The organism is Bacillus sp. NEAU-Y102, assembly GCF_054788175.1.
Genome location: NZ_JBTWFK010000002.1, coordinates 253,736 through 280,177, shown reverse-complemented (window position 1 = coordinate 280,177; position 26,442 = coordinate 253,736). Strand labels below are relative to the sequence as shown.

The window sequence follows — 26,442 nt, the reverse complement described above, 5'->3', positions numbered from 1 at the left end:
AGAATGAAATGTCCGTCATGTCATACAGAAAATGCAGCAGAGGCAAAGTTTTGCAGGAATTGTGGACATTCGTTAACGGAAGAAGTAGTGGCAAGTAGTGTTCAAGAAGAAGGGCCGGAACAAGCACGCGCGGCACAAGTAAAGGAAACTCGGCCAAATGAAACGGTAGAGCAAGCGAAGCGGTTTGCGAGCGGCTATTTTCAATTTTTTAAACATGCATTACAAGCACCGACAGCGATTATGAAAAGCGGCACGATTGAAGTAAGAAATGGAATTGTAAGTCTTGTTCTTATTTGTTTTTTAGGAGCATGTATTTTTTATAGAATGATGAGTGCAGCATCAGCAGTTACGAGAACATTTGCACCAGATATATCTACTCCCACATTTTTTGTAGAATCTATAACGGTCTTTTTCTTTTTATTAATTTTAACTTTATTTGTCGGATTTATTATTTTTGTAAGTGGTAAGATGATGAAATCATCTTTTTCGTTTCTTGAAGTATTCGGTATATGGGGAACGCTAGCGACGCCGGCTATTGCTATATTAGTCCTTTCTTTTCTTTTTAGTTTCTTATTAATCTTTTTCTTACCGATATTATTATCGGTAGCTGCAACTTATATAGGGATTAGTATAACTGTAGCCATATTAAAGCTAGACAATGGCGGATTAGATCTCGTGTACACACTTATTATTGCAAATGTTTTAATTGGAATTGCAACATTCATTGTACTTTGGTCTTACATTAGCACGATAATTCAAGCCTTAACACAGGGAATAACTGGCTTCTAATGAAAAGGTGGTTGACTGGATGAATGTATGTACAAAGTGCGGAATTCAATTTGAAGATGGTGTGCAATTTTGTCAAAACTGCGGGACGAAGAGGGGAAGTCCTGTAGTAAAGAAGAACATGAGCGGTGGTGCAAAGGTTGGCATTACACTGTTAGCACTATTTGTTATAGCGATTATTGGATTATATTTGTACGGATCATCGTATTATACGCAGGTGGCACAAGTAGATCGGATGATTACGATTTTACAAGAGAGGGACGGAGAGAAATTAGCTGAGATCATTACGGCAGATGATCAATCGGTTATGATAACAAAAGAGAGTTTAACGCCTCTATTTTCATATATAAAAGAAAATCCATCGTATGTGAATGAATTAAAAGAATATTTGAGACAAGGTGAAAAACAACGGGACGGAATAGAAAGAGCTGATTTTTCGTTAACGAAAGACGGAAAGTATTTCTTTATATTTGATCGGTATAAATTGAAAGTGAAGACGTACTATACCACTTTGCTTACAAATGAAAAAGGCGTATCGTTAAAAATGAACGGAAAAGAAATTGATAAGACAGATGACAAAAAGTTTGAGAAGCAATATGGGCCGTTTCTTCCGGGCAATCAAGTGTTTCAATCAGAATATAAAAATGATTATGTAAAACTATCGCGTGAGGAAAAGGTTGTACTTATGAAACAAAGCCAAAATAACGTAACGATAGATTTAACGTTGCAAGGTCAATATATTACAGTTCAAACGAACGCGCCTGGTGCAACATTGTACGTAAATCAAAAACCAGTTACAGCACTGGCAGGAGAAGAAATTACATGGGGGCCTATAGCGACTGATGGAAGTACGACGATTTATTTAGAACGAAATGGAGAAAATGGAAGGGAAACGACGAAGGTAGAAACGGTAACGGCACTTCCGTCTTATAATCTTCCATTTCAAAAGAAAAGTACAGAAAAAACAGTTGTTTATAATGTTACTCCGCCATCTACCACTCCGTATGTATATAATGGTTTCATTTTCCCAGATAGTGATATTCGAAAATTAACGAGTACAGATTTAGCATATTTATCGAAAGAACAGTTGAAAATTGCTAGAAATGAAATATATGCAAGGCATGGACATATTTTTCAGACGAAAGATATGCAAACGTATTTTTCAAAACAATCTTGGTATAGAGAAAATCCATATTTTACAGGAAAGCTAACAGATATTGAAACTTATAATGTTGAACTCATCAAATCAAGAGAATAAACATGTGAAAAAGGTACAGTGCATAACTGTACCTTTTTTATGGTTATTTATCTGAACCAGGATCCCTTGAGAAAAAGATGTGAAAGAGAAATGTGACTTTACTTGATCCTCCTGATGTACTAGCTTGTATATGTGATAAAGGACCAGATGTTAGGGCTGCCTCGGAATGGGGGGGTACGACTATTTTGAGCGCATGATCTGATTCTGGTGAAGCAGTAACGGTTATTGTATCGTCAGAGAAGTTCAGAATTTTAACGGAACCGACTGGAAAGATAGACTTGCCAGCATGTGATGCTGAAGCGAATTGGGTAGCTTTCCAAATATCTTGCGCAAACGTATCATCGTTAGATAACCAGGCACGAGCGCTGTATATTGTCGCATTAATGGAAAATTCTTGGTCAAGTAAGAGGGCGGGTTTCGGTTCTTTTGGTTCTTGCGGTTCATCTGGAAGCTGGGCGAGAAGGCCGGCGCACATATATTTCACCTACTTTCAATAGTAACTGTTATAGCATATTAAACATGTTGTTTATAAGACACGACGGCTACCTATTAAAGCATAGGTTTGTGCACCAAATTTGAAGATGGAATTCTCTTTCTTTACAATGGAAATAGGTGTTATTTCTATAAAATATGGAAAACGTAAAGAGTATGTAAAAAAGAAGGAGTGGTAAAGTGAACTATGTCATTATTGGCGGAGATGCAGCTGGTATGAGTGCAGCTATGCAAATTGTTAGAAACGATGAAAATGCAACTGTTGTAACGTTAGAAAAAGGTAAAATTTATTCGTACGCGCAGTGTGGGTTACCATATGTCATTAGTGGTGCTATCGCTTCAACGGAAAAATTAATTGCGCGTAATGTGAAGACGTTTCGTGATAAATATGGAATTGATGCGAAAGTACGACATGAAGTAACGAAAGTAGATACGGAAAAGAAAGTGGTGTACGCAGAGCATACGAAGACGAAAGATATTTTTGAATTTCCGTACGATCGTTTATTAATTGCAACTGGCGTACGTCCTGTTATGCCAGAGTGGGAAGGTCGAGATTTGCAAGGTGTTCATCTTTTAAAAACAATTCCAGATGCTGAGCGTATATTAAAAACGCTAGAAACGAATAAAGTTGAAGATGTAACCATTATTGGCGGTGGTGCGATTGGACTGGAGATGGCAGAAACATTCGTCGAACTTGGTAAGAAAGTAAGAATGATTGAGCGAAATGATCATATCGGTACGATTTATGATGCAGATATGGCTGAATATATACATAAAGAAGCAGATAAACACAATATTGAAATTTTAACGAATGAAAATGTGAAAGCATTTAAAGGAAATGAAAGAGTGGAACAAATTGAAACGGATAAAGGTACGTATAAAGCAGATCTTGTTTTAGTATCGGTTGGAGTGAAGCCGAATACTGATTTTCTTGAAGGAACAAATATACGTACAAATTATAAAGGGGCAATCGAAGTAAATGCATATATGCAAACGAATGTGCAAGACGTATATGCAGCCGGTGATTGCGCAACACATTACCACGTTATAAAGGAAATTCATGATCATATCCCGCTCGGAACGACTGCTAATAAACAAGGGCGACTTGCTGGACTGAATATGCTTGATAAACGAAGAGCATTTAAAGGTACGTTAGGCACAGGTATTATTAAATTTATGGATTTGACGCTCGCAAGAACAGGCTTAAATGAAAAAGAAGCAAAAGGGCTACATATCCCGTATAAAACGGTCAAAGTAGATTCTACAAATATGGCGGGCTATTATCCAAATGCAAAACCACTTTACTTGAAAATACTATATCGCTCTGATACGAAACAATTGTTGGGCGGGCAAGTAATTGGAGAAGAAGGCGTAGATAAACGGATTGATGTGATCGCAATGGCACTTTTCAATAAAATGAGCATTCACGATTTAGAAGATGTCGACTTAAGTTACGCACCACCATATAACAGCGTGTGGGACCCAATTCAGCAAGCGGCAAGGAGAGCGGAATAGCACTTTTTAAAGTGCTATTTTTTTTGCAAAGGTAGGTAAACTTTTTTAGCGAATAATAAAGAGGAAGAAACAGTTACATATAGGGAAGGGGATCTTTAAAAATGTTTGTAACACTTCAAATAGTTCAAGAATCAGAAAAAGAAATATTGCGTAATTTGTATGCACTATATCTTCATGACCTCTCTACATTCACTCCTAATATAACGATTGAGGCAAATGGATTTTTCGAATACGAAGATTTGCACATGTTTTGGGAAAATGACGGAATCACTCCGTATTTTATTAAAAGTGATAATGATATTGTAGGATTTTTGTTACTACTGGAACGTCCTTTTTTGAAGAAGGAAAACGACTTTGGTATAAATGACATTTTCATATTGAATCAGTACAAAGGGAAAGGAATCGGTAAACAAGTTATTGCGAATGTACTAAAAGAGAAACGAGGGCAGTATTTCGTTATCGAACTTGTGAAAAATATACCAGCAGTTTCTTTTTGGAAGAAAGTATATGGGGAGCTAAACATCGAATTTGATGAGAAAACACAGTTAATTGATGATGAAGAATGTCTCGTTCAAACGTTTGAAATATAATGAAATCGATGCACCTAGTATATTACTTTGAAATTTAACTTTATTTCGAATATACCGTTTACCCTTGAAAACATAGTACTTATCGCTTATATTTTCATATAGTATTTATTTTTAAATAAAGCAATGAACGAACCAGGGGGCGCAGTATGGCAATTAACATGAAAACAATCGAAGAATGGATTGCTGAATCAAACGCAAGACATGAAGAAGACTTTGGAAACGTTGTTGAAGAGATGAAAGAAGTATGCATCGGACTTGATAACGCGACATTAATCTATACGAAAAATGTATTTTGTTTCGGTAAAAAAGTAGAAGTCTTTTTCTTCTTCCAAGACCATGTCGTGATTGGACAAGAAAAAGACGAATGTATTGAGATTGAAAAATTAAAGTATGATGCTATTACACATAGTAACTTAAAAACAAATGATAAAAATACAATGCTAGAATTAAAGTTTGCTAACGGACAATCTATCAATTTAGATAGTTTAAATGATAACTACGGTACGAAAAATTGGTTATTTGCTAGACAAATTAAGAGTATTTTTAAGTTAATCTAGTAAAAAAGCACGCCGTCCATCGGCGTGCTTTTAACTATGCAAAACCCCTTTTAACCAATTCCGCGCTCGATACGCCCCAACAGGAATTTGAATAAGAGACGTTTCATTCCCAGCATCAATACCGTACAATTGATCACATGAATTTGTATCAAAACTAAGTAATGGATGCCCGCCCATCCCCATCGCGGTCGCTGCAAAAACGAGTTTATGAACGAGTATACCAGCTTCCATTTGGTGAATACGATATCCTCTATAGCCTAATGCACGTGTATAGTAATCTTTCTTTCCGACTACATGTAAGCAAAGTGGTACTTGAAAAAGGTTAACGTTATCCATCGTCATACTAGATTGAAGAGGGTAACGAAGGTCTCCATACCGAATTGGTTGTATCGAATGTGTTTTACTATTATAAGCGTAAGCCCCGTTTTCAATATTTTTCACGTTATAAAAACATCCATATAAGAAGACGCGTGCATTTTCATTTGCATACTTACCGTCAAGGTCGTTGTAATAGGGGAAGGAGAGGCTCGCTTCTTGTAGTAAAGTAGCGAGCTCGGCTGCATCCCATTTCGTTAAAATAAAGTCCGCATCAGGAGAATATCGTTTTTTACAAAGTTGTAGGAAATCATACGATAACCGTTCTACTTTTGGTAGCTGTACAGCGTACGCATTATGTTGATAGTGCTCTTCATGATGTAGTGTTTGGAAGTGTGCTGTCGATTCGATCATAGAAGCTTCATTTATTTTTGTTATCATCGGATATTCACCTACATGTTTTGAGCGAACGAAATGTTCATGTGCTAACGGCGGAATTTGTTGCAACAACTCATGAGAAGTAACTGTTTTATTTTCACGGTAATCATTGTGAAACCAATTAGTTTCTGGCTCTGTACTTAAAGGAATAACGGCATACACACTTTCTTCACCTTCTGACAATCCGACTAAGTGATTCATTGCCCGGTCTAGAAATTGAAAATATACGCCATTTGTGTAGCCAAACTGTTTTGCACTTTCTAGTAATTGTCCAATAAGGACCCCGCTATCTAATCCTTGAAGACGATATGAAAAATTATTGTATTTAAAGAAATTTTTCCAAAACATAGTAGATATAAATGCAGCACCGAAACAAGACTGTATGTTACAGCGATTACCGAGTGCGTCTGCTAAATAAGAATCGAAATTTCCTTCGCGAAGTAAAATAAGCCGGTGATGCGCGGCGTCATAATGGTAAATGCCGTCTGGATAATCGTCGATCTTTAAATAGATATACAATTCATTCGGATATAAAGCGCCGCCTGAAGGAATAGATCTTCGTAATACATTTCTCTCGCTATTTAGCTGACATAATTGTGTTACACCAAATGAATACCAAAGGTAGTGACCAATTTCATCTAAAGTAGGTGTAGTAGAAGAGTTCGGTAAAGATAATGGGATTTCTAAGGAGAGCGGGATGGTAGGTACATTTCGATATAATTTATAAGGAAGCGGTGCGTCTTTCCAGTCCACCTCATGATTCGGCATAATTTCATCGATAGAGAAATGGAGATGATGTAAAAAAGTATCTAGCTGCATGAAATCCCTCCTTTACTATGGAAACGGATGTGGATGTGGATTTAATCTTTCATTCGTTAAAGGTTCGTCTGTATATCCAAGTGTCATCGGTACGGTATATACCCGGTCCAGTCCTGTAATCCGACTAAGATGGTGTCCGAAAGTCATCGGTAACATGCCTGGAATAATAACTTTTACACAGTGTAGTCCGTTCTTTTCTATAAGGGGAGCGGTTTGATCTACAACGATTATTTCAAGATTAGATTGATGCAAACGATTTAAAAGTTGGTGGAGATCGGATGTTAAATCCATATCAAATGATTGTGATACATTCATTTCTTGGAACGTTTGCACCGGTGCATCTTCTCGTAAAAGGAAGTGAAGACGTTCTTCCGTTTCTTTCAATCCGTACAGCATACTATGGTCTTCCATTTTATTAACGAAATAAGGATCTTGTAAGCATTTTTCGTAGTATTCTCTTTTGTGCTCGAGCTCATCGTCTGTTATAAGTAACATGCCTGCTATTTCTTGAATGGCACTTTTTAAAGCTCGAATAGAATCTAAATGAGCGCCTCCCGCACAAACAACGTTCATTCCATTTTCACGTGTATTCTTTGCAATTACCCATAAGCTCGGGATGCCGTTTTCCATCGTCGCGTTAAAAGCGTGTAATTCATATCCAGTAATCGTACGTAACCGCTGGATCATTAATTGTAATTCTGTATCATTTGCTGAACTAAGATCAAGGCGGGGAAGAGGTAATTCGGCATACCAAGTGAGTAAGAAGGCATCACGCTCTACAATTTCTAAAATGCCGTGAAAAATCGCTTCTTCTAAACTACCGCCAATTGCACATCCATTTGATGTTTCATACACGAAAGCATCTCGATGACCAAGGCTATAATAAGCAATTGATTCAGGAACTAAAAGCGGTCTGTTTTGTGATAAAGAATATCCCCATACCCAGTTTTGCTCATAATCAGGATCAAACGGCTTAAATGGAAAATTATCACGATTGTAGTGTTCATTTGTATGCACACCGAGTGTAAGGGGATTTAGTGCATGTTCCTCTAAATCATGAAAACTACCATGCACATTTGTCTTTTTCCCGCGAGGCGACATACCGCAATATCGTTCTAAACCTTCTAAAATAGCAGTTGCTTCACTCACTGCAAATGAATGAGTTCGGCCTGCAACACCTTCATTTCCAAACATTAATGGCATGTTTATAATGACGTCAGCGAATGGCAATAAAGAATGCTGCATTTTGCCGTTCAACATACCGATCCGATAATCTAAATAGTCTTTCGTTAAAAATGTGTTTAATTCATGAATGGAACGGCAGCGATACGTTTCGGTGCTTACTTTTAAACTCGGTTGTAAAGAAACTTCCGCCGCATCCGCAGTATCATCAGGTAAACTACTACATACAGGACAGAGAGGATCTGGAAGAAAAGAATGCCGCGTACATTGTAATGTTTGTAAGTTTAGTAAAATAAGTTCATTTTCTAAAGAAGAATGGTTATGAGTTAATATTTTTTCTGTTTCTGCGCAAATAAGATGGCACATTTGTAACATGCCATTTTGGGTGGCACGTACATCACGCCTCGTTCCATTTTCGGCTTTAAAGGCATATTTCCGCTGTAGTTCCCACATTTCTTTTTGATCAAAGCCAGCGATAAAACGGCGTCCATCAGAACAATGGGAACATCCGGGCGTAAGAGGATGAATGTAAGGACCGATAATACCTTCGCCAAATGAAGTGAAACCACGAAGCCACGGAATATGATTTGAGCGAAAAATTAGCTCAGCATCATGATGAATAGTAGAAGGAGATCCATCATGTAATACGAGAGCGAGATAAATATTTTCAGGAAGTTCTTCTGTAAGGGTATGCTGACGAATGATGGAATATTGTTTGCATAATTGATCATGTACATAGTCTGCAAGAAGGCCATCCCCTATAAGCAATATATTTTGAGTCATAGACCGTCCTCCTTTGCAATTAATACCCCATACACACCGTCTAAGTTTTCTTTCAAAAATGGTTCGATTGCTAAATCAAACACGAAGGGATAAAAATTATGTTCTTCTAAATGCTGTAAGGCAAGCTGTAAAGATTGCACACTTGGAATTTCTTCTTCCGCTTGTATTTCCACCCTAAAAGAATCCGTGTCATATAAAATAATAGATGATTCAGGCAAGATATTAGCTCTGTAAGGAGTCTCTTCACTTTGAATGTGGAGCAGTGATAGTTGTAGTGCGCTCCGTAACGCTAACGTCATATTAATATTAGATGCACCGTACCATTTATCATTTATACCAGCCCAAACGACTGGAAAACTGAGAATCTCTTCACTCATTGCGATTTTAGGTGTTTCATGAATTGTAGCAAGGGCATCGTAATAAAATCTACAATGTTTATCGTGAATATCAGTTAAATCAATCGTTGTAAGTTCTTCTAGCATATGTGACTGCCGTTCATACAATTTATTATTTAAATGTTGTTGTAGTGCCCGGTAAAATCCTTCTGTCATCGTTTCTCCAGCGCCAATACCGATATCGTTATGTTCAGGAATAAGGCGGTGAATGATTTCTGCTACATATGTTTCAATTCCTGTTAAACCAGCTTCTCGGCGTGCTTCATTATGAGTTAATCCACTGCGAGTCATAAGAGGCAGAAGGGGAGCTGGGCCATCTGATAATGGATTGGCTACTTGAATATAGCATTGTGATAACGGTAATTGATATGAATCTTGTTCATCCCATACATGGAATATACCGGCTTCTTTAGAAGTTAATGAGTCGAAAAAGCGGAATACATCAGTTGAAGTATGTTGGTTGGACCGATGCTCAAGTTTTTCAGAAAGATTTTCTATCGTATCAATTGTAAAACTTTCATCAGTTGCAAGAGGGTGTTTTATAAAAGGATGCCACGTTCCTTCAAGTGTTTCATAGTTTAATAAAAAGAATTGTAATTCTTTTTCACAATATAAATCATCCGCGACATGTTTAAACAATTCAAAAACGATTACATTTGCTAACATTGCAGATGTAATTGGTGAGAAGGAATCTGATGAATTTTCATTTTGCAAAGTCGTTTCATGTAGCCGATGCCATGCGGATTCCCAGCATTCATCACGATTTTCCGTTACGACAGGTCCAGCTATACCGAGTGTTGATAAACAAATAGCTGGTATAAAATTCTTTTTCGTTTCTCTACAAATAGTGTGAACTGTTTTTAAACCGTCAATGTCTCCATTTTGAGAAACATATAAAATCCAATCAAAAGGTTCGAATACTTCATGCAAGGGACGGTCAATTGTAGTATCGATTTCTTGAATGAGTACACCGTTATCAACTTCATATGCACGTTCTATTAGCTCATGTATTCTGTCATAGTTTGTTTCATCTCGATCTGTAACGAGGTAATGAAATGTAGGTAAACCAGATTCTAATAAAGAAGAAACTAAAGAAGTAAGCATATCTCCGGAGCCAAGTACAAGGACATTTGCTCCGCGGTACGTTTCAAATTTTAAAGCACCTGAATGAGAATCAGCTTCTAAAAATTCAATTTGTGAAGCATATCTGTCGAGTAATGTACTGTTTAATTCATGAGGTGCATCTTGATTTGCATCGCGAACGAAACCATTTTCATATAAAACCTCTCCAATTTCAAATACACGATTTTGATAGGGGAGAGGGAGACCATCAGTTATTTCTGCTAAAGAATGATTACCGTTAAACATTGGCATTAATTTTTCAATCCAGTCATAAATTCCATCACCGTCCATGCGAAATGAACTGGCGTTATTTCGAAAATAGACACCCCCGTTTGAATCGGGCAGGAAGAAAGTATCCTTATTTACTTTAAGTTTTGCATGAATTGGAAGGTTATTCATTTTAATCCTCCTTACGTTTAGGCATACATTATTATCTTATGTCATGAAATTTGTCCCGTATGAACGCAAAAAAAGGCTGTAGAATGATGTATTCTACAGCCTTTATATATTAGATTATTAATCTATCAACCTTCTAATAATAATGATTTTGGATCTTCAAGCATATCTTTAACAGCAACAAGGAAGCTAACTGCTTCTTTACCATCAACAATACGGTGATCGTAAGATAAAGCAATGTACATCATTGGGCGGTTTTCCATACGCTCGTTATCAATTGCAACTGGGCGTACTTGGATTTTATGCATTCCTAAAATACCAACTTGAGGGCTATTTAGGATTGGTGTTGACATTAGAGAACCGAATACACCACCGTTTGTAATTGTAAATGTACCACCTTGTAGTTCTTTTAATGAAAGTTTGTTATCGCGTGCTTTCATACCTAAATTACGAATTTCACTTTCGATTTCAGCGAAGTTTAATTGGTTAGCATCGCGTACAACTGGAACAACTAATCCATCTGGAGCTGCTACTGCAATACCGATATCATAGAATTTTTTGATGATAAGCTCGTCACCTTGAATTTCAGCATTTAATAATGGGAATTGTTTTAATGCTGCAACAACTGCTTTTGTGAAGAATGACATGAAGCCAAGACGTACATCATGTTTTTTCTCGAAAGCGTCTTTACGCTCTTTACGTAATTCCATGATCGCACTCATATCAACTTCGTTAAATGTTGTTAACATTGCAGATGTTTGTTGAACTTCTACAAGACGTTTTGCAATTGTTTGACGGCGGCGGGACATTTTCACGCGCTCAACTGGTTTTTCGAATTCCGTTTTTGCAACTGGAGCAGGAGCTGGGCTCTTTGGAGCAGCTGGTGCTTCTTTTGGTGCTGCAGCATGAGCTTGTACATCATGTGGTCTCACGCGTCCAAGTGGATCTGTGCTACGTACGTCGTTTAAGTCGATTCCTAATTCACGAGCCATTTTTCTAGCAGCTGGTGATGCGATAGGACGGTTCGTATTTGGTAAGCCTTGTAGACTCGTAGTTTGTTCAGCATTTGGAGCCGCAGCTTTCGGTGCTTCAGCTGTTTCTTGTTTTGCTTGCTCAGCAGGTGGTGCAGGTGTACTTACTGCAACTGGTGCTCCATTAGCATCTAAAATTGCGATAGTTGCGCCAACTTCAACTGTATCCCCAGGTTCGCCTAGTAACTTCGATACAATACCTGAATCTTCTGCAATGATTTCTACATTGACTTTATCAGTTTCAAGCTCAACAACGCTGCCGCCTTTCTCAACTTTGTCGCCTACGTTGATAAGCCATTGTGAAATAGTTCCTTCGGTAATAGATTCTGCAAGCTCAGGTACTTTAATTTCGATCATTTTAAATGTCCTCCCCTTATTTGCCTAACGGTGTGTTTTTTCTTCTTTTGTCTTCGGTAATCTCCATTTGTTAGCCTGGCCTTGGGCAGAATATCTGCCCAGGGAACAAGCTAGAAACCTTCATTATTACTTTTTAGTTGCTGAAAACTTCAATTTCTTGTTTATCTTGACGGAAGTTATACTTCACATCTAAAGCGTGTGCAACAATTAGTTCTTGCTCGGCTTTGTGAGCGAATGGATCGCCGCCAGATGGACTAGAGCGATCAGGACGTCCAATGTAACCTGTTTTCACTTTATCTCCAGCAAGTTCGAACAGAATTGGAGCCATGTAATGCCATGCGCCCATATTACGAGGTTCTTCTTGAACCCAAATGATTTCTTCTAAGTTTTTAAATCGTTTAATAATAGATTGAACTTTCTCAGCAGGGAATGGGTACAATTGCTCGATACGAACGACATGAACTTCGTCTAAGTTGTACTCATGTTTACCAGACTCGATTTCTGCTGCTAAGTCAATCGCCATTTTACCTGTGCTTAAAACAAGACGTTTTACTTTATTTGGTTTCGTGCCAAGGTTTTCTTGTTCTAAAGCAGGTTGGAAACGTCCTTCGCTTAACTGACTAGCAGTTGAAAGCGTAAGTGGGTGACGTAATAAACTCTTCGGCGTCATCAGTACTAATGGTCGAACAGCTTCTGTTCCTAAGATAGATGCTTGACGACGCAGGATATGGAAGTACTGTGCCGCGCTCGTTAAGTTTGCAACTGTCCAGTTATTTTCAGCAGCTAACTGTAAGAAACGCTCTGGACGTGCACTAGAGTGCTCTGGTCCTTGACCTTCATAACCGTGTGGTAATAGAAGAACTAAACCAGATTTTTGACCCCATTTTGCTCTTCCAGCTGAAACATATTGATCAAATAATGCTTGCGCAGTATTTGAAAAGTCACCATATTGCGCTTCCCACATAACAAGAGTTTCTGGAGCGAATACGTTATAACCATATTCGTAACCAACAACAGCAGCCTCTGATAACGGACTGTTATGAACAGAGAATGATGCATTAATGTTTGGTAAGCGATGTAATGGTGAATATGTTTCATTTGTATCAGTATCGTGTAATACGATATGACGGTGCGCAAATGTACCACGCTGTGAATCTTGACCAGTTAAACGAATTGGCGTACCTTCTTGTAAAATAGAAGCGAATGCTAATGACTCAGCAAGTGCCCATTCAATTTTACCGTTCTCTTCTAAAGCATCTTTACGGCGCTCAAGAATTTTCTTCACTTTCGGATATACGTTAAAGCCTTCTGGCCAAGATAGTAGACCTTCATTAATTGCACGAAGTGAGTCAATCTCAACACCAGTATCAATTGGTTGAATGCCTTTTGCAACAACATCTGGCACTTTAACGTGAATTGTTGCATCGCTCGTATCAGCTGGCGGTACTTGTGCATAATCGGATTTTAATTGTTCTTGCGTAAACTGAGTAATTGTTTCAACCTCATCTGCATTTAGAACACCAGCAGCTTGTAATTGATCTGCATAAATTGCTCTTACAGTTGGGTGATTTTTAATTTTTTTGTACACTTGTGGTTGCGTAACCGCTGGGTCATCCATTTCGTTATGACCATATCGACGGTAACCGATTAAATCGATTAAGAAGTCTTTTTTGAACAACATGCGATATTGAATCGCAAGGTTAGCAGCTGCAAGACAAGCTTCTGGATCATCAGCGTTCACGTGAACAATCGGAATATCGAAACCTTTTGCAAGGTCACTTGAATATTTCGTAGAACGAGAATCATAGCTATCAGTTGTAAAACCAACTGCATTGTTTGCGATAACATGAATCGTTCCGCCTGTTTGATACGCGTTCAATCTGCTTAAGTTGAGCGTTTCAGATACAATACCTTGACCAGGGAATGCAGCATCACCATGAACTAAAATTACGAATGATTTTGAAATATCTTGATCTGGAAGACCAGATTTTTTACGATTCTCTTGAGCAGCACGTGCGAAACCTTCTACTACAGGATTCACGAACTCAAGATGACTCGGGTTATTTGCTAATGTCACGCGAGTGCTAACTTCTTCGTTACTAACGACTTGTTCTCTACCTAGGTGGTATTTTACGTCGCCAGTCCAGCCAGAATTGGCTACTGCGCCTTCTATTTTTGCATGTTTGAACTCAGCAAACATGTGACTATATGGTTTTTCTAATACGTGAGCAAGTACGCTTAGACGACCGCGGTGAGCCATACCAATCATGACATCCTCTACACCGTTCTTAGCACCTTCTAGAACAATTTCATCTAAAACAGGCACAAGCATATCAACGCCCTCGATAGAGAAACGTTTTTGCCCAACGAATGTTTTATGCAAGAATTGCTCGAAACCTTCAACAGCTGTTAAACGTTTTAAAAGAGCAGTTCGTTTTTTATTTGATAGTGGTTGACGCAATGAATTTGATTCCACCATTTGATGCAACCACGTGCGTTCTTCACTATCTTGTATATGAGAAAATTCATAAGCTAAAGATTTTGTATAAACGTCTTTTAATCTATGAATTACATCAAGTGCAGTGTGAATACCTTCTGGTGCATCTTGCCATACTGTTTTCGCTGGAATCGCTTTCAAGTCAGCATCGCTCAGTTCGTTCATTGCTTTCTCAAGAAGAGATTGTCCATTTGCAGCATCTTCCATCGGGTTGATGTGAGCCAACGTGTGCCCGAAAGAACGAATCTGCTCAACAAGTTGAACGACTTTAAGAATTTTTTCAATGTTACCTGTGTTTTGAGGAGAAAAATGTGTTGCTGTGTTGTCCCCTGTTACGACATCATCTTGAAACGAAGGAGCTCCAAAAATTTCAAAAAGCTCTTGTAATTCCGGATCAACAGAACCTGCTCCAGTTACGTAAAGATCATACTGTTCAATCACATAACCAAGGTTCGGACCGTGGAACTTGGCCCAAGGGTTTGTCGTTGTATTCTTCCTCGTCATTTGTTTAAACCTCCCAATGCATATAATCCTTTTCCATACAAAAGGTGCATTTTGCTCTTTTCAATAATTGATGAACCAATAATCAATGTAAATGTTTTCTTTACTCTTATGTTATTACAATAATTTACATAATACCAAACACTATTACTTATCTGTTTTGTAAAAAAACATTCACAATAACTTATCACCCAAGTTAATCTTTCACTTTATAAAGTAATTTTACAGAAAAATGGGGTGGATATATTTGGTATACCTACATTGAAAACTAGAATTGTTACATGTAAATATAAGTATAATCATTGGAATGTTTTGATAAAAGTTGATTCGAATTATGTATATTGAAATAATAAGCGCTTTCATAGATATTATACAACAATATAACGGAATATAGTATAAAAAATAAAAAATTATGAATTTACCATAAACTTTATTTCGATAGTGTTAAATATCGAAAGGAAAATGAAGGATTTCTACAAAAAAAGTGGTTAAACATAAAAAATGCTTTATAACCCGTTAGTTTCTATAAATATGCCAAAAAACACCGTAAAACAAATAACACATTGCATCTAATAAAGCAGAGAATGAAATATTTTAAAAGGATAAAACAAATATGAAGATATTAAATTTTTAAAAAAGTGAGGAGGAAATATAGTAACGATTACATACAGTGTTCCATGTTTTATTACAAAATAGACGTGCTGAAATCGAACAAGTTTCTTCTATATAAATAGAACGAAAACTGATTGAAATAAATGTAAAGGAACCTTGACGTAAAGTTTACTTTACATATATACTCGATATATGGAAGGAGGGAGAAATTTCCTTGGAAAATAAAATGGTCGAATACCGAAAGAAATTTGGACTATCTCAAGAAAAACTGGCCGAGAAACTCGGGGTTTCCAGACAAACCATTATCTCAATTGAAAAAGGGAAATACGATCCATCACTTCCGCTAGCATTTGAAATAGCAAAAACATTTCAGACAACGATAGAACATGTATTTATTTATGAAGGAAAAGAAGGGGAGGAGTAAGAATGAACTATTCACAAAAGTACTTTGTAATCATGGGAATTATCTTTCTATTTATGAGTGGATTTATGATATTAACAGGTATAATGACGCATTCTGCACCGCCGGCTATAACGTATCCATTGCTTGGGATGATGATTATGAGTTTCTGCCTAAGCTACTTACACCCACAATTTAAAGAAAAAGATGAGCGAATGAAACTCATTCGTTATAAAGGAATGTTTGTAACCTTTTTTGCATTAACAGTATATTATCTTCTTTTCTCTATTGGCTTAAACTTAAAAATACTTACACTATCTGCTACTGAATTATTGAATATACTTATGGCACTTACGATGAGTACCGTCTTTATCTCATTTGTTGTTTTGGCAAAAAGATATTAAGATGGAAGAGAGAAAGGAAGATTAACATATGCAAATGATGTATGCTTTTGGCATTGGGCTTGTATTATTTTTAGCCGTATTCTTATTTATTCGTAAAGATGTTCAAGGTGGGACATTAACGAAGCGAGGATTTTATAAATTAATCGGCTGTTTAGTTGTTATGCTTATAGCGATTATTGTAATGATCGTATTAATTAATCAGTCACTATAGAATGTAAAAACGGAACTTTACTTCGGTAAGGTTTTTCTTTATTATTAAACCTAAAAATTACCGATAAATCCATTTATTGTAAATAAATTGTGTTATATAATCCAATGAACTGATAGATAAGGAGTGTAGTATATGAATAAAAAAACTATCTTCTATTTATTAACTTGTATACTACTTGTAGCTAGTACTACTTATATAATATGTAACAAAAGAGAACAAGTGCCACCTATATTAGTATGGGACGAACAAGAATACTATGTTACGAATGAACCTGCCAAAGTAGAAGAAGTTGGGCAAAAACTTGGCGAAGTAACAAAGAAAATTAAAACAAGTAAAAACCCTACTAAAAATAGAGAATCTAATACATTACAAGAGAAAACAGAAGTGTTTACAATGATTGAGGAAGAAAAAAGTGAATATCCGCCTTTAATCATAAAGGAAGCTTATAGTGATGAATATAGGGTAGTGAGGCCGATGTTGAAGCAAGTATTATGATGAAAAGGGGATTCATATGCAGAAAGAAACTGCGTATCTATGGTTGTTAAGAAAAACTTTTTCCTTTGCTTTATTTTGCCTCCTATCGGTGCAATTTACATTGTAATGAATAGAGGGGCACTACAAAAGAGAGACTTCATTTTATATTTATTATTTGCTGCTATTAATATATCACTTTGGTTATCGCTTATGATCTTTGATTGGAGTATGTGGATGGTGGCGGGGCATTATATAATTGGAGCAATTGTTATTGTTTTTTTTAATATAAATAAGAGATAATCCAGCAACCTTAAAGTTGCTGGGTTTTATTTTGCTATTTATAATGAAGAAACAAATTTTGAATAGAGAGTAGTGGGCGTTATGAGATGGAAAGTAGGAACGTTTGAAAAAATAGAAACGAATGACTCATCTATTGAGAAACTCATACATACATTTAAGGAACAAAACGTAAATGGCGGAGCGGTTATAAGCTGTTTTAAAGTACATAACGAAAATTTTTTCAAAGAAATACCATATTGGAAAGATGGACACGAGCACTTCTTTAGAAGAATCTTTAACTCTTTAGATATAATCAATAGCTTAGAAGAGTTAAAAATACATACGTCAGAAAAATATAAGTTGCATTTTAAAGAGAAATGGGCAGTCATGCTTGATGGTAGCATTGCCGCTCAAATTTTGTCGGGCGGAGCATATGAAGGATTTAAGGAACGACCAGTTATCGCAAAACAATTAGCAGTGAATGTATGTCAATATATGTTCCAAGATCGCTATGAAGATATTAAAGTGTTCGAAAGCTATTGCCCTTGGACAGATTGGTTTTACGATGTTGCATGGGATGTTACTTGGGTGGTGTTAGATAGTAGGGAGCGTAAAATGTGGTTCATTTGTGCTACGGATACGGATTGATAGATAAAGAGCCTTGTAGGAATGCTGCAAGGCTCTTTATCTATTGGGATTGAATAGAAAAAGAATCATATAAATGATATACTAAAAAATGTTTGTAATGTCAGTTTCATACTATTATATAATGCTGACTTACTAGAAAAGATAAGAGGAGAATGAGCGTGCAAAAGATAAAGAAATTATTACTGTTAATGATGGTAGTAGGATTAACAGTAGGTGTTTTAGCAGGGTGTGCAAATCCGAAAGATACGACAGAAGAATTTTTAACAGCGATACAAAAAGGTGATATAGAAAAGGCTCGTACATTTGTTGAGAGTGACAAGGAATTTAATAAACTAAATGAAAAAACAGATGATGCTGAGGCAAAAGCAATGCTGAGTGCAATTACGAAAAACTTTAAATTTGAAAAGCTAGAAGAAGTATCGAAAAAGGATGACAAAGCAGAAGTGAAAGTGAAAATTACATCTGCAGATCTATCCGTTGCTGTAACAAAAGCAGTGGGAGAAGTTATGCCAATGGCGTTCGCTAGTGCCTTTAGTGAAGACAAAGAACAATCTGAAAAAGCAATCGAAAAAACAATGACATCAACTATCGTCAAAAACTTAGCAGATAAAGATGCAGCAATGGCAACTCGCGAAGTTACATTGAACTTAAAGAAAGACAAAGATGGCGACTATAAAATCGTTGCTGACGATAACTTGAAAGAAGTATTGTTTGCAAATGCGAAGTCTTTGGAGAAGATGTTTGGTGGGAAGTAATTGAATTAGATAAAAAAGAGACGCCATATCACGTAGAAGGTTGATATGGTGTCTCTTTTTTTATGACCCCGGAGAGGTTCGAACTCACGACCTCCACCCTGTCAAGGTGGCACTCTCCCTGCTGAGCTACGGGATCCCAACTATAAATATTACCACCAGCAATGTGTTTTCATTTCATTCGTGTAATCGGAGAATTTGTATAATTTGTTGAATATTGTAACATTTAATGTATTCTTATAATAACAATAAATTTCAATAGTGTAAAGATGTAATTTTCTGAATATTATCATTCCAATTTTTATATAAAAAAATAAGCCCCGAAGAGCTTATTTTAATAATAATATCACCGCAATTATCAATGATATTATCAAAAATAAAATCATAAATAATGGAACTCAGTCATGAGCTATCGCCCTGTAACTGTCATTCCTGCTGTGTAAATTGTATCAATAGAACCGTCAGCGTCTTTTATTTCGACTTTATAACGATATGTTCCATCCTCATAAATATCATCGCCATATCCTGTGAAAGTTGCAATTTCATCATTGCTTCCAGCTGGGACCCATTGATTTTGCCAACGGAAGTTGGTTTCAAATTCTCCCCATCTATCGCCATATTTCTTTTCAAGGCTGACATTGTAATGAATTTCTTCCGCTCGGTCATTTGTAATTCTTGCAATTACGCTGTTACCAAAAGTAACTTGTGTAGAGTGTACCTGAACTGTAACACCGTTCACCGTTTCGCTAGGACCACAAATATAACGACAGAACTCGCTTGCTCCGTCAGCATGTGCCTTTGGTGTATCAATGTTCATAGCTGTTAAACCGCCTAAAGCTAAAGCTCCTGTTAATAATACTTTACTAAATGCTTTCACTTGAAATTCCCCCTAAGTTTATTCTCAATTCGTTCGATAGACGTCACATTAAGCAGTTTTATAACATTAATCTAATCGAACGCTTTTGTTCTCGAGTGTATTCGCTATGAATCTTTCATCCTGTAGTAATCTAATCTCTACATAAAATTTCATAGTTTTGATTCCATATATGTATCATAATTTACATAGAACAAATCTGTTAATAAGTTTTGGTTATTTACTTATCATACTTTTCTCTATTACCTTTTATTGGTAAAACGTTGGTTTTATTATATACCATTATTATCTATTTACAAGAGAAAATAATCCTGTATGCAAAAATGCATAATAAAAACCACTGCTTGTATTCTGAATTACAGAATACAAGCGGTGCTGAGTTTCAATTAATATTTGATTGGAACCTAATGCTAATTTTTTATGTTTAACAGTATACATATATCACTGTTTTTTAGTCATAATTGATAAATCTTGTTCAGAGGACGCTATTCCTGCTGGGCTACGGAATCTTCAAAAGGGAAAGTATAAGCGATTATGCTAGTAATGTATGAAGGGATAATGATAAGAAGAAAATTCAGTAAAAAGTAGTTTTTGAATGTAGCCGTTATATTATTTCCGGTATTTATCTAAAGGATTTTCATCGCTTAAATCAACAATTAAAGGGCATAAAAATAACAGTGGTAAAGCAGCGTTAGCTTGATGAAAAGTATCATTAGACATATATTGTCTTCCAAAACAATACGGACAATCTTTTTCAAATGTTATGAGAAGCGACCATACGTCTTTTACTTTCCACTTCGTTTTACAATACGTACAACGCGCCATTGAGTTCCTCCTCATTTTAAGGTGTTTTCTAATATATTCTACTTTATTGTACGAAAGTCATTTGAATTTGATGTGGAAAATTTCTGCATTCTCTTTAATAAGTGGACCAGTTAAATCTCTGCTATTCCAAACAAGTGCAACATTTGCTTTTTGTTTTAAAATTCGTTGGCATTCGATTTTGAAAGCTTCTTTATCAAACCAATGAAATGCTTGGGCAACAGTTACTAAATCTACACTATTTTCTTTTAAAGTGGTATTTTCAGCAGTTGCTTTTATGGATTGAAAACGAGAATATAGTTTTAACGATTGCTCAGCCACTTTCCTCATATCATCATTTGGCTCAACTCCAATAACATGTAAATCACTTTCAAGCAGCTGGCGGCTAAATATCCCCGTACCTGAACCAATATCGGCCTTGTCAGTAAAATTTTCTGTTATTTTCACACTACTACCTTCTTTCTTACAATATTATGTACAGAAATAGAAATTAAATATGAATTCCGGCATCAGTCTCTAAGCCTACAACTTAAGAGTCCAGCTAAATAAAAAGCCTCAGTTTCTTTATTCAAATATCCTTTATCCGTTTAGTATACTATTTTAGATAATATCTTCCAAAACACTAGAATGGCTTACTCAATTATGTTTTAAACTGTATGTTTTTATGAATTTATTTAATAATTTATGAGCAATTGTATGCCGTATTACGTTTACGTAGGTAAGAGATTTTCATTTTTACTATTTAAATTGGCCAATATATCCTTTTTACAATTTACTGAAAATCATGTATAACAGAGATACAAGATTATTTTATAAATATTCAGGAGTAGAGGGAGAAAAGTTGTAATGGTAAGAAAAACGTTCAAGATGCGCGTGTCTAGAAATAGAACGATTTCGATTAATGGATCGATTCTTGATGTGGATGTTACACATGATGAATTTTTACAAGAGTTTGTTGAGTGGGTTGATTCTAAAGGTTGGTCGTTTATGGGGATAACGGATGAGATTACGCCCGAGGAAGCTAGTCAAAAGTTAATAGATTCGTTGATTGATGAGAAGGATAAGAAAGAGTAATTCCTTCTTATTTTTATTGTATATTTATGTTCTTTATCGTAAAAATATGATATAGTAAAAAATAGTGAAAATTCTTCCAGTTTAATACAAATTACATATGATTGGTAGATATATTATTTTGTTAAGGGATTAAATGGAAAAGGGAGAGTCATATGGTAAATTTTAAGAAAATTTTGGTTTTTATTACAGTTATTTGTTTGTTTTTGTTGACACCTATGACATTGCGTGCTGAGACGAATATTGGAGTAAATCCAGAACAAGTTGCACCACCACCTGCGGAAGGACCAAATGTTTTTAGTCAGTTTGCAACGACAATTGATGCGAAAACAGGAGATGTTTTGTATGACAAAAACGCATATCACCGCGCATATCCTGCTAGTACGACGAAAGTGTTAACAGCGATTCTACTCATGGAGCATACAAAGCCAGAGGATCAATTTACATTTTCACAATTAGCATTAGATCAAGAGAAGAGTAATTATCAAATTGAGTTTCAACCTGGAGAGACAATTAATAGAAATACTGCGCTTATGATTTTAATGGTGCTGAGTGCGAATGATGTGTCGTATGCGATTGCGGAGCGGATTGGCGGGAGTGTTGAAAATTTCGCCAATATGATGAATGAGAAAGCGAAGCAATTAGGAGCGAGAGATAGTCACTTTGTAACACCGAATGGATTGCATGATCCGAATCATTATACGACGCCATATGATATGGCTATGATTACGAAAGGTGTGCAAAATTATCCTGAAATTTTACAAGCGATGAATACGAAAAGAACGACAGTTACGACGTCTAGGCAGACGGTGTCTATTTTTAATAAATCTAATTTTTTTGAAAATCCATATAGCATTGGCGGTAAGACAGGGTTTACGAATGAAGCGCGTAATACACTTGTTTTATTAAATGAGAAAGATGGAAATCGTATTATAAATGTAGTAATGGCTTCTCAAAGACCTGAAATTTATGAAGATTTGAAGCAGATGGCGGACTATTCTTTTGGTCAATTTGTGAAGCAAACTGTACTAGATAAACATAGTTGGCATCAAAAAACAACATATTTAAATAAAGATATTAATAGTGAACTTGAAAAAAGTGCAGAACTTATGCTTAAGAAAGATGAAGGGAAAAATGTGAAAACTATTTTCCGGGCAGCTTCATTAGATAAAGAATCTTTGTATCATAAAGGAATTCATCGTGGTGAGGTAGTTGGTGCAGTTGATATTACGAAAAATAATCAAACAATTGCGACGGTAAATGTTCTTTCAACAGAAGATGTCACTTTTGCGATGCCTAAAAAAGATACAATTGTATCAGAAGAAAAAGAGCCAAATGTGAAAGTAATAAGTGTTGGGGTAGGCGCACTTGTACTATTTGGAGCCATTTTATATGTAGTGCTACGCCGAAATACAAAAGGAATGAAAACAGAAGAAAAATAACGTATTAGTAAAAAAGGCTGTGGAGATTTTATCACAGTCTTTTTCTATGCTAAAAATACTTTTAACTAATAATTGTAAATTTTCTTATTGCAATAACCTAAAGTTCGTTATATCATTTACTTGTGTTCTTGTTAAAGAACAAAATGAACATTGCATACTTCAAATAATATAAAACAACGGAGAGGGAGAGAGACGATGAAATTAATTTGGAAGGTAATTAGCAACGCGATCTCATTTGTTTTATTTGCATTGATGGTTTTTTTAGCTTTTGTAGTTATTTCTTCAAAAGCGAGCGGTGGTGATCCCGCAGTGATGGGATATCAATTTAAGAGCGTTCTTTCAGGATCAATGGAGCCGACGTTTTTAACAGGATCAATCATTGCAATAGAACCAAACAAAGATGGTTCTAAATATCAAAAAGGTGATGTTATTACCTTTAAAGAGAAAGATCAAAAAATTATCACTCACCGTATTATCGGTGTAAAAGATACAAATGGAAAAGTAGTGTATGAAACAAAAGGGGATAACAACAACGGACCAGATTTAGAGCCAGTACTTGCAGAAAATGTAGTTGGAAAGTATGCAGATATTACAGTTCCGTATGTTGGGTATTTACTGAATTATGCGAATTCAAAAACGGGAGCAGCATTACTTCTTATTATTCCAGGAGTCTTTTTACTTGGTTATTCCGCGATTTCTATTTTTGGCGCTATTCGTAGCATTGACGGAGAAAAGAAAGATAAAAAAGTAGAACAATCCGTCTAGTTCGTTTGGTTATACTTTCCGTTTAGGAAGTTAACAAATATATATTAAGGGGATATGGACATGACTTTAAAGAAAAAATTAGGAATGGGTATTACATCAGCAGTACTAGGAGCAGCGTTAGTTGGTGGAGGAACATTTGCGTTTTTCAGTGATAAAGAAGTGTCAAACAATACATTTGCGGCTGGGACACTGGATTTAGCATTAAATCCATCAACAGTTGTTAACGTATCGAATTTAAAACCTGGGGATACAATTGAAAAAGAATTTAAACTAGAAAATAAAGGCTCTTTATATATTAAAAAGGTTCTACTGAAAACAGATTATAATGTAGAAGATGTAAAGAAAGATAATAAAGATGATTTTGGTAAACATATTAAAGTAACATTCTTAAAAAATGTAGATAAGCATGAGACAATTGTGAAACAAACTACTTTAGATAAATTAAAAGGTGACACACTTACAGCTGTAGATAATGATTTATCGGCTTGGTTCTGGGATGAAAAAGGTATTTCAGCAGGTAAATCTGATAAATTCAAAGTGAAATTTGAGTTCGTTGATAATGGAAAAGATCAAAATCAATTCCAAGGCGATAAGTTACAATTAAATTGGACGTTTGATGCACAACAAACAGCAGGTGAAGAAAGATAATAACAAAAAGGGCTATCACATGGATAGCCCTTTTTCTATTTTTCTAGTATTTGTCTATCAATTTTAATAGTTCTTTACTATAATATAGATAATGTTCTGTATAAAGAACGTAATGTTCGATGGGGGAGATTAAGATGCTGAAAAGACCGCGGAATTTTAAAAAGATGCTTATATTGCCGTGTATGTGTTCTATTACGTTTTATTTAGGATCTCAAATTATGACGTATACAGAAGCGGCGTTCATTCATGAAACGAAAGTGGAAGCGACGCTTTCTACAGCAATTATATTTCCGAAAACAGTTAATACGTTAAAAGAGCAATCTGAGAAACATAAACAGTTTATTGAGCGTGAGTATGGAACGATGAAGGGGAAATCGAAAGCAACTTCTATTGAAGAAATAAAACAGGCGATTTCTGTATGGCAACAAGGGCGTGAGAAAATTGTTGCTGAGAAGGAAGCTCTGCAAAATGTATATACTGAAATAGAGGCTCCTTACAATCAAATACAAGAAGAATTAAAGGTAAATAAAGATGAGTCGATGCAGCAAGTGTCCGTATATGTAAATGAAGGCTTTCGCAGTATCAAAGAGAAACATGACTATATTGAGAAAGAAATTAGCTTGAAAGCTATTGATGAGCAAATTCAGGCTCTTCAGCAACAATTAAAAGTTGCAATTGAAGCGGAAGGACAAAAGAAAGCAGAAGAACAAAAGAAAGTAGAAGAACAGAAGAAAGCGGAAGAACAGAAGAAAGCGGAAGAACAGAAGAAAGTAGAAGAACAGAAGAAAGCAGAAGAACAGAAGAAAGCAGAAGAACAAAAGAAAGTAGAAGAACAGAAGAAAGCGGAAGAACAAAAGAAAGCAGAAGAACAAAAGAAAGTAGAAGAACAGAAGAAAGCAGAAGAACAGAAGAAAGTAGAGGAACAGAAGAAAATAGAAGAGCAAAAGAAAGTAGAAGAGCAAAAGAAAGCAGAAGAACAGAAAAAAGCGGAGTAACTGCTGTAGTGAAACGGCTGGAAAACAAGAATGTGGTGCAAGAGATAATGAACGAATAAGCAAAACTAGTAATATTTATATGAGTGTGAGGGAACGTTAGCCCTCACCCCTTTGTTTTTCTTTTTTCTTATAGTATTAAATGCATTTGAGTGTGAAAAAAGTTATAAATCATCATTCTTTTTTTCTGAAAAATCTAAATAATATTGAGAAATAAAAATAACTGAAAATATTAATAAATATGTGTTGTGTTTATATAGGATTGTTCGTTATAATGAACATAAGGTTTTTAAAAAAGAACACATATTAGCTAAGCTAATATAGTTTTCTTTACATCTCTTATTGAAAAATAAGTGATAAAAATATAAAAAAAAGCTAGGGGGAATTGATTGTGAGTCTGAAAAAGAAATTAGGTATGGGAGTTGCATCAGCAGCATTGGGGTTAGCTTTAATTGGTGGAGGAACATTTGCATTCTTTAGCGATAAAGAAGTATCAAACAATACATTTGCAGCTGGGACGTTAGACCTTACATTAAACCCTAAGACGCTTGTAGATATTAAAGATTTAAAACCAGGGGATTCTGTTAAGAAAGAGTTCTTATTACAAAACAGCGGTTCGTTAACTATTAAAGACGTTAAATTAGCAACAAAGTATACTGTTAAAGATGCAAAAGGTGATAATGCTGGTGAAGACTTTGGTAAGCACGTTAAAGTAAAATTCCTTTGGAACTGGGATAAACAAAGTGAGCCTGTATACGAAACAACTTTAGCAGACTTACAAAAAGTTGATCCAGATCTTTTAGCTAAAGACATCTTTGCTCCTGAGTGGGGAGAAAAGGGTGGATTAGCAGCTGGTACAGAGGATTATCTATGGGTACAATTTGAATTTGTAGATGATGGAAAAGACCAGAATATCTTCCAAGGTGATACATTGAATTTAGAATGGACATTCAATGCTAACCAAGAAGCTGGGGAAGAAAAATAATAAAAAAGCGGGTATTCCCGCTTTTTTTT

At 35.8% G+C, this 26,442-nt stretch carries 26 protein-coding genes, 1 tRNA gene and 1 pseudogene; 18 read left to right on the top strand and 10 right to left on the bottom strand.

The window, feature by feature from the left end:
• Positions 1 to 3 precede the first annotated feature (3 nt).
• Positions 4 to 789, top strand: coding sequence for a zinc ribbon domain-containing protein (locus ACYFX0_RS07885; protein ID WP_106103641.1), 786 nt, complete (start codon positions 4 to 6; stop codon positions 787 to 789).
• Between the two features lie 19 nt (positions 790 to 808).
• Positions 809 to 2,044 (top strand): TcaA 3rd/4th domain-containing protein, encoded by a 1,236-nt coding sequence (locus tag ACYFX0_RS07880; protein ID WP_106103642.1) that lies wholly within the window; start codon positions 809 to 811, stop codon positions 2,042 to 2,044.
• 43 nt (positions 2,045 to 2,087) lie between these two features.
• On the opposite strand, the gene ACYFX0_RS07875 is transcribed toward ACYFX0_RS07880, so the two are convergent.
• Positions 2,088 to 2,519: a hypothetical protein gene (locus ACYFX0_RS07875; protein WP_106103643.1), complete on the bottom strand. Its 432-nt coding sequence runs from the start codon at positions 2,517 to 2,519 to the stop codon at positions 2,088 to 2,090.
• A 197-nt stretch (positions 2,520 to 2,716) separates the two neighbouring features.
• Here ACYFX0_RS07875 and ACYFX0_RS07870 point away from each other — a divergent pair, with 197 nt between their 5' ends.
• From ACYFX0_RS07870 to ACYFX0_RS07860, 3 genes are all read left to right on the top strand, one after another.
• Entirely contained in the window at positions 2,717 to 4,051 is a 1,335-nt protein-coding gene (locus ACYFX0_RS07870) for an FAD-dependent oxidoreductase (protein WP_106103644.1), read from the top strand.
• 101 nt (positions 4,052 to 4,152) lie between these two features.
• A complete protein-coding gene (locus tag ACYFX0_RS07865; RefSeq protein ID WP_106081458.1) occupies positions 4,153 to 4,641 on the top strand; it encodes a GNAT family N-acetyltransferase in 489 nt (162 codons plus the stop codon).
• A gap of 146 nt (positions 4,642 to 4,787) precedes the next feature.
• Positions 4,788 to 5,198: a DUF3908 family protein gene (locus tag ACYFX0_RS07860; RefSeq protein WP_000996785.1), complete on the top strand. Its 411-nt coding sequence runs from the start codon at positions 4,788 to 4,790 to the stop codon at positions 5,196 to 5,198.
• A gap of 30 nt (positions 5,199 to 5,228) precedes the next feature.
• On the opposite strand, the gene ACYFX0_RS07855 is transcribed toward ACYFX0_RS07860, so the two are convergent.
• The 5 genes from ACYFX0_RS07855 to odhA form a co-directional block, all read right to left on the bottom strand.
• Positions 5,229 to 6,770 (bottom strand): SagB family peptide dehydrogenase, encoded by a 1,542-nt coding sequence (locus tag ACYFX0_RS07855; protein ID WP_016077961.1) that lies wholly within the window; start codon positions 6,768 to 6,770, stop codon positions 5,229 to 5,231.
• Between the two features lie 15 nt (positions 6,771 to 6,785).
• Positions 6,786 to 8,735, bottom strand: coding sequence for a TOMM precursor leader peptide-binding protein (locus ACYFX0_RS07850; protein ID WP_106103645.1), 1,950 nt, complete (start codon positions 8,733 to 8,735; stop codon positions 6,786 to 6,788).
• The gene (locus ACYFX0_RS07845) at positions 8,732 to 10,651 is read right to left on the bottom strand and encodes a putative thiazole-containing bacteriocin maturation protein (protein ID WP_460270216.1); all 1,920 of its coding nucleotides are present in this window, start codon (positions 10,649 to 10,651) and stop codon (positions 8,732 to 8,734) included. The genes ACYFX0_RS07850 and ACYFX0_RS07845 overlap by 4 nt, the downstream gene beginning before the upstream one ends.
• Before the next feature lie 125 nt (positions 10,652 to 10,776).
• Positions 10,777 to 12,036 (bottom strand): 2-oxoglutarate dehydrogenase complex dihydrolipoyllysine-residue succinyltransferase, encoded by a 1,260-nt coding sequence (gene odhB, locus ACYFX0_RS07840; RefSeq protein ID WP_000569919.1) that lies wholly within the window; start codon positions 12,034 to 12,036, stop codon positions 10,777 to 10,779.
• A 133-nt stretch (positions 12,037 to 12,169) separates the two neighbouring features.
• Positions 12,170 to 15,037 (bottom strand): 2-oxoglutarate dehydrogenase E1 component, encoded by a 2,868-nt coding sequence (odhA, locus tag ACYFX0_RS07835; RefSeq protein WP_000197142.1) that lies wholly within the window; start codon positions 15,035 to 15,037, stop codon positions 12,170 to 12,172.
• Between the two features lie 823 nt (positions 15,038 to 15,860).
• On the opposite strand from odhA, the gene ACYFX0_RS07830 reads away from it, so the two are divergent.
• The 7 genes from ACYFX0_RS07830 (at position 15,861) to ACYFX0_RS07800 (ending at position 18,817) form a co-directional block, all read left to right on the top strand.
• On the top strand, positions 15,861 to 16,070 hold the full coding sequence (locus tag ACYFX0_RS07830; RefSeq protein ID WP_000428510.1) for a helix-turn-helix transcriptional regulator: 210 nt from the start codon (positions 15,861 to 15,863) through the stop codon (positions 16,068 to 16,070).
• A 2-nt stretch (positions 16,071 to 16,072) separates the two neighbouring features.
• On the top strand, positions 16,073 to 16,450 hold the full coding sequence (locus ACYFX0_RS07825) for a hypothetical protein (RefSeq protein ID WP_001109904.1): 378 nt from the start codon (positions 16,073 to 16,075) through the stop codon (positions 16,448 to 16,450).
• 28 nt (positions 16,451 to 16,478) lie between these two features.
• A complete protein-coding gene (locus tag ACYFX0_RS07820) occupies positions 16,479 to 16,661 on the top strand; it encodes a DUF3976 domain-containing protein (protein WP_001178294.1) in 183 nt (60 codons plus the stop codon).
• Between the two features lie 132 nt (positions 16,662 to 16,793).
• Positions 16,794 to 17,156 (top strand): hypothetical protein, encoded by a 363-nt coding sequence (locus ACYFX0_RS07815; RefSeq protein ID WP_001036577.1) that lies wholly within the window; start codon positions 16,794 to 16,796, stop codon positions 17,154 to 17,156.
• Between the two features lie 39 nt (positions 17,157 to 17,195).
• Positions 17,196 to 17,435, top strand: a complete 240-nt coding sequence (locus ACYFX0_RS07810) for a hypothetical protein (protein WP_106103202.1) — start codon at positions 17,196 to 17,198, stop codon at positions 17,433 to 17,435.
• A gap of 81 nt (positions 17,436 to 17,516) precedes the next feature.
• Positions 17,517 to 18,062, top strand: a complete 546-nt coding sequence (locus tag ACYFX0_RS07805) for a hypothetical protein (protein WP_142398764.1) — start codon at positions 17,517 to 17,519, stop codon at positions 18,060 to 18,062.
• Between the two features lie 158 nt (positions 18,063 to 18,220).
• A complete protein-coding gene (locus ACYFX0_RS07800) occupies positions 18,221 to 18,817 on the top strand; it encodes a hypothetical protein (protein ID WP_142398763.1) in 597 nt (198 codons plus the stop codon).
• A gap of 63 nt (positions 18,818 to 18,880) precedes the next feature.
• Here ACYFX0_RS07800 and ACYFX0_RS07795 read toward each other — a convergent pair.
• The 4 genes and pseudogenes from ACYFX0_RS07795 to ACYFX0_RS07780 all read right to left on the bottom strand — a co-directional run.
• A tRNA-Val gene (locus ACYFX0_RS07795) sits at positions 18,881 to 18,953 on the bottom strand.
• A gap of 270 nt (positions 18,954 to 19,223) precedes the next feature.
• On the bottom strand, positions 19,224 to 19,691 hold the full coding sequence (locus ACYFX0_RS07790) for a hypothetical protein (protein ID WP_079245219.1): 468 nt from the start codon (positions 19,689 to 19,691) through the stop codon (positions 19,224 to 19,226).
• A 606-nt stretch (positions 19,692 to 20,297) separates the two neighbouring features.
• Positions 20,298 to 20,513, bottom strand: coding sequence for a hypothetical protein (locus ACYFX0_RS07785; protein ID WP_000090226.1), 216 nt, complete (start codon positions 20,511 to 20,513; stop codon positions 20,298 to 20,300).
• 78 nt (positions 20,514 to 20,591) lie between these two features.
• Positions 20,592 to 20,957: pseudogene (locus ACYFX0_RS07780) on the bottom strand (class I SAM-dependent methyltransferase); the annotation flags it as partial.
• A 399-nt stretch (positions 20,958 to 21,356) separates the two neighbouring features.
• Between ACYFX0_RS07780 and ACYFX0_RS07775 the strand changes: the two are divergent.
• The 6 genes from ACYFX0_RS07775 to calY all read left to right on the top strand — a co-directional run bounded on the left by ACYFX0_RS07775 (position 21,357) and on the right by calY (position 26,413).
• On the top strand, positions 21,357 to 21,584 hold the full coding sequence (locus ACYFX0_RS07775; protein WP_000251862.1) for a hypothetical protein: 228 nt from the start codon (positions 21,357 to 21,359) through the stop codon (positions 21,582 to 21,584).
• 152 nt (positions 21,585 to 21,736) lie between these two features.
• Positions 21,737 to 23,023, top strand: coding sequence for a D-alanyl-D-alanine carboxypeptidase family protein (locus ACYFX0_RS07770; RefSeq protein WP_000247022.1), 1,287 nt, complete (start codon positions 21,737 to 21,739; stop codon positions 23,021 to 23,023).
• A gap of 195 nt (positions 23,024 to 23,218) precedes the next feature.
• Positions 23,219 to 23,788, top strand: coding sequence for a signal peptidase I SipW (gene sipW, locus ACYFX0_RS07765; RefSeq protein ID WP_000767801.1), 570 nt, complete (start codon positions 23,219 to 23,221; stop codon positions 23,786 to 23,788).
• Positions 23,789 to 23,848: 60 nt separating this feature from the next.
• Positions 23,849 to 24,436, top strand: a complete 588-nt coding sequence (locus tag ACYFX0_RS07760) for a TasA family protein (RefSeq protein WP_460270211.1) — start codon at positions 23,849 to 23,851, stop codon at positions 24,434 to 24,436.
• Positions 24,437 to 24,570: 134 nt separating this feature from the next.
• Positions 24,571 to 25,431 carry a DUF4047 domain-containing protein gene (locus ACYFX0_RS07755; RefSeq protein ID WP_460270209.1) on the top strand — a complete coding sequence of 287 codons (861 nt, stop codon included), beginning with the start codon at positions 24,571 to 24,573 and terminating at the stop codon, positions 25,429 to 25,431.
• Between the two features lie 388 nt (positions 25,432 to 25,819).
• Positions 25,820 to 26,413 carry a biofilm matrix protein CalY gene (calY, locus tag ACYFX0_RS07750; protein WP_000053713.1) on the top strand — a complete coding sequence of 198 codons (594 nt, stop codon included), beginning with the start codon at positions 25,820 to 25,822 and terminating at the stop codon, positions 26,411 to 26,413.
• The last annotated feature ends 29 nt before the right edge of the window (positions 26,414 to 26,442 follow it).